General features: G+C 71.5%; 1 protein-coding gene and 1 pseudogene. Both read right to left on the reverse strand.

The window, feature by feature from the left end; translation table 11 throughout:
* A pseudogene (locus AB0G14_RS35025) lies at positions 1-533 on the reverse strand (non-ribosomal peptide synthetase); the annotation flags it as partial.
* A gap of 124 nt (positions 534-657) precedes the next feature.
* The gene (locus tag AB0G14_RS35030) at positions 658-3,918 is read right to left on the reverse strand and encodes an amino acid adenylation domain-containing protein (protein WP_357704994.1); all 3,261 of its coding nucleotides are present in this window, start codon (positions 3,916-3,918) and stop codon (positions 658-660) included.
* Positions 3,919-3,933 lie beyond the last annotated feature (15 nt).

A 3,933-nucleotide genomic window follows, 5' to 3' on the forward strand; every position in this document is an offset into this window, starting at 1 on the left:
TCCAGCAGACCCTGTACCCACTGCGCAGAGAACCCGTCCGCCGCGTAGTCCACCCGCACCGCCGACCCGTCCCGAGCCACGGTCACCACCACATCGACATCCACGGCCGCCGGCCCCGCCTCGGCCACCGGAGCGTCCACCAGCCCGACGACCACCGGACCCACCAGGCCGGCGTCGACCGCGACCGGCCCGGCCGCCAACGCCGCACCCACCCGCGACACCAACACCCCGAAACCCGGATCACCCGCCACGTCCACCCGCAACACACCACCACCCGACGACAGGCCCACCACCACCTCGTCCTGACCGGTGTACCGGGCGAGCACGCCCACGACACCGGCCAGCACCACCGCGCCGGCGGACTCCGCACCCGTCAGGTCGGGCAGGTCCACCGTCCGGAACTCCGACGCGGCCCGGGCCGGCCACGTTGTCGGCCGGCGCAGGTCGCCCACCAGGTCGAGGCCCGCGAAGTCGGTGCCGGTCCCGGCGCCCCCCGCGGCCTGGGCCTGACCACCAACGAACCCGACAGACATGAGCCAACCTCCGATCAGGGCCGGCGCCGCCTGCACAGGCGCGCCGGGCGAAAACACGAACTCCGTGGACGCGGGGCTGCCGCGTCCACGGCATGACGAGCAGTCCGGTGTGGACGGGGCGAGTTCAGCCGGCGGTGGGGGCCACCGCGGGTCCGGCTTCGAGGAAGCGCAGCATGTGGCCGTTCAGTTCCTCCGCGAAGCTGTACGGCAGGTAGTCGGTGCGGATGGTGACCCGCAGGAGGGCATGGTCTGCGCGTGGGAGCACCTCGACGGTGAGGCCGTTGGGCACCTCCCGGGCGTACGGGTCGACGACCTCCTCGGCCCGGCAGCCGGGCAGTTCCAGCGGAAGCACCACGTTGTCCTGGAACACGAAGGTCGGCAGGCTGGCGACCACCTCGCCGGAGAGCCCGGCGGCGGGGTCGTCGGCGGTCTCCGCGAAGGGGACGTCCTGGGCCTGCATGAGGTCGGTGATCGTCTCGTTGACCCGCAGGACCAGCTTGTCGTCCTCCGGCCCGTCGAACCGGACCCGGACGCAGTTGAGGTTCAGCCGGGTGGTGAAGGCGGAGTCGAGGACGCGGCTGCCCCGCTTCGCCACGACCATCAGCAGGCCGATGTCGTCCTGCTGGTGGATGGCGCGCAGCGCGGAGGCGAATGCGGCGACGAAGTAGCTGGAGCGGCTGAACCGCTGTTCCCGTGCCGCACGATCCCAGCGGTGCATGACCTCGGGGGCGACGGTGACGATGTGTCCGGCCTTCGGGCCCCACGCCAGTGCCTGTTCCAGCGACGCCGTGGGCTGGCCGTGGCCCTGGCGGGGCAGGCCCCGCAACTGTTCACGCCAGTACGCCCGCTGGGTCTCCAGGTCGGCGGCCTCGCGCAGCCGGGCATATTCGTCGTACGACTGCCGCAGCGTCGGTGCCGGCCGTTCCCAGACCGGAGCCGCACCCGACAACCGTGCCGCGTACGCGTGACCGAGGTCGCGCACCAGCAGCGCGTACGACCAGCCGTCGAAGGCGATGTGGTGGATGCCGATGCCGAACAGGGTCCGGCCGGTGGACTTCTCGCGGATGAGGGCGGCCCGCCAGTTGCGGCCCTGGGTGTAGTCGAGTGGTTGTTGCACCGCTTCGGCGAGTTGGTCCAGGGCTTCCTGTTCGCTGGTGGCGTCGGTGAGCAGCCGGAGCTGTGGCATGCCGGGGTTCGGCGGGATGAGTGCCACGGGCGGGTCGACGCGTCGGTAGCGGGCGTGCAGTGCCTCGTGCCGGCGGTGCACGTCGCCGAGCGCCGCCATCAGCGCCCGCAGGTCCAGCTCGCCCTCGATCCACCAGGTGACCGGGACGACGACCTCCAGGGGCGACATCAGGCACTTCGCCACCTGCTGCGCGAGCGGAACCGGGCCCGGGCGCTGACGGGTCTGACCGGCGGACAGGCCGGCGTCCGTACGGCGGGGTGCGGTGGTCAGCCAGCGGCCCAGCCCCTGCGGTGTCGGCGTGCGGTGGATCTGCGACACGGGCACGACGACGTCCGCGACCTCGTCGATGCGCGTGGCCACGGCGGCCGACTGCAACGACGTGCCACCCAGGTCGAAAAAGCTGTCGCGCGTGCCGACCCGGTCGATGCCGAGAACGGTGGCGAACACCCCGGCGACGAGCCGCTCCTCGTCCGTCGTCGGCTCGACGAACTCCACGTCCAGGTCGGGGCGCTGCGAGCCGGGTTCGGGCAGTGCCCGTCGGTCGATCTTCCCGGTGCCGCCGACGGGGAAGCGGTCCAGGACCATCAGCACGGCCGGGACCATGTAGGCGGGCAGGACTGCCGCCGCGTGTTCACGCAACGCGCGGACTGCTGGGACTCGCCCGTCGCGGCCGGTGACGTAGCCGATGAGGCGGGCGACGCCGCGGTCTTCGCGGCGGGTGACGACGGCGGCGCCGACGTCGGGGTGTTGGGCGAGGACGGTTTCGATTTCGCCGAGTTCGATGCGGATGCCGTTGACCTTGACCTGGTGGTCCATGCGGCCGAGGATTTCGAGGGCGCCGGTGGTGTTCCATCGGCCGAGGTCGCCGGTGCGGTAGGCGAGGCCGCCACTGTGCGGGTCGGTGACGAAGCGTTGGGCGGTCAGCTCTGGGCGGTTGAGGTAGCCGTCGGCGACGCCGAAGCCGGTGATGAGGATTTCCCCGGGTACGCCCATGGGCATGAGGTTCAGGTTCGGGTCGACCACGCGGATCTGCCGGTTCGGCATCGGCCAGCCGATCGGCACGTACGCCCCGCCCCACCCGGCCGACGCGTCGAACCACGTGCACGCCACGGCGATCTCCGCCGGCCCGTACGCGTTCAGCACCCGCGTGCCCGCGGTCAACCATCGCTGGGCCAGCTGCGGCGGGACGGCCTCACCGCCGAAGATGATGCAGCGCAGGCCGGGACAGGCCGCCGGGTCGAGCGGGGCGATGTTGGTGGCCGGCCCGAACGTGTGCGTGACGCCGTGCCGGTTGATGAGGTCGGTGAGCCGGCGCGTGTCGAGCAGGTCGTCGCGGGAGCAGACCACCACGCGACCGCCACCTGTGAGCGTGGCGAAGATCTCCCCGAACGCGGCGTCGAAGACCGGTGCCGCCGAATGCAGCATGCGGCTGTCGGGGCCGATTGCGCCCTCGTCGGTCATCCACGCCAGGAAGTTGGTCAGTTTGTCGTGCGACAGCACGACGCCCTTCGGGGTGCCCGTGGAGCCGGACGTGTAGATGACGAACGCCGGTTCGGAGGCGTCGACGGCCGGCAGGTCGACCGGTTCGGTTGTTTCGACCGTGGGCCAGTCGTCGTCGAGGGCGACCACCCGTACGTCGTTCTCGGCGGGGATGTGGGGTGCGACGGCGCCGACGGTGAGCACGACCCGTGCGCCGTGGTCCCCGAGCAGCATGCGCATTCGTTCTGTCGGCCAGGACACGTCCATCGGTGTGTATGCCGCGCCGGCCCGCATCACGCCCATGGTGGCGATCAAGGTCCACAGGCTGCGGTCCAGGGCCAGCGACACCACGTCACCGGTCTGCACGCCCAGCGATCGTAGATGCCCGGCCAGGGCCGCTGAGCGGCGTTGCAGCTCGCCGTATGTCAACACCTCGCCGTCGGCGACACCCGCTACCGCGTCCGGTGTGCGCCGAGCCCATTCCAGCACCAGCTCGTGGATCGGTTGACCCGGCACCTGTCGTACCGGGCCCCGGCCCCACTCCAGCAACCGCTTCCGCTGCTCGTCGCCCACCAGCGGCAACCCGGACAGGGCAACCTCGGGGGCCGCCAGTCCGGCAGACGTCACCAGCACCACCTGGTCCAGCAGACCCTGTACCCACTGCGCAGAGAACCCGTCCGCCGCGTAGTCCACCCGCACCGCCGACCCGTCCCGAGCCACGGTCACCACCACATC

Source organism: Micromonospora sp. NPDC023814 (genome assembly GCF_040639595.1).
Taxonomy (GTDB): domain Bacteria; phylum Actinomycetota; class Actinomycetes; order Mycobacteriales; family Micromonosporaceae; genus Micromonospora.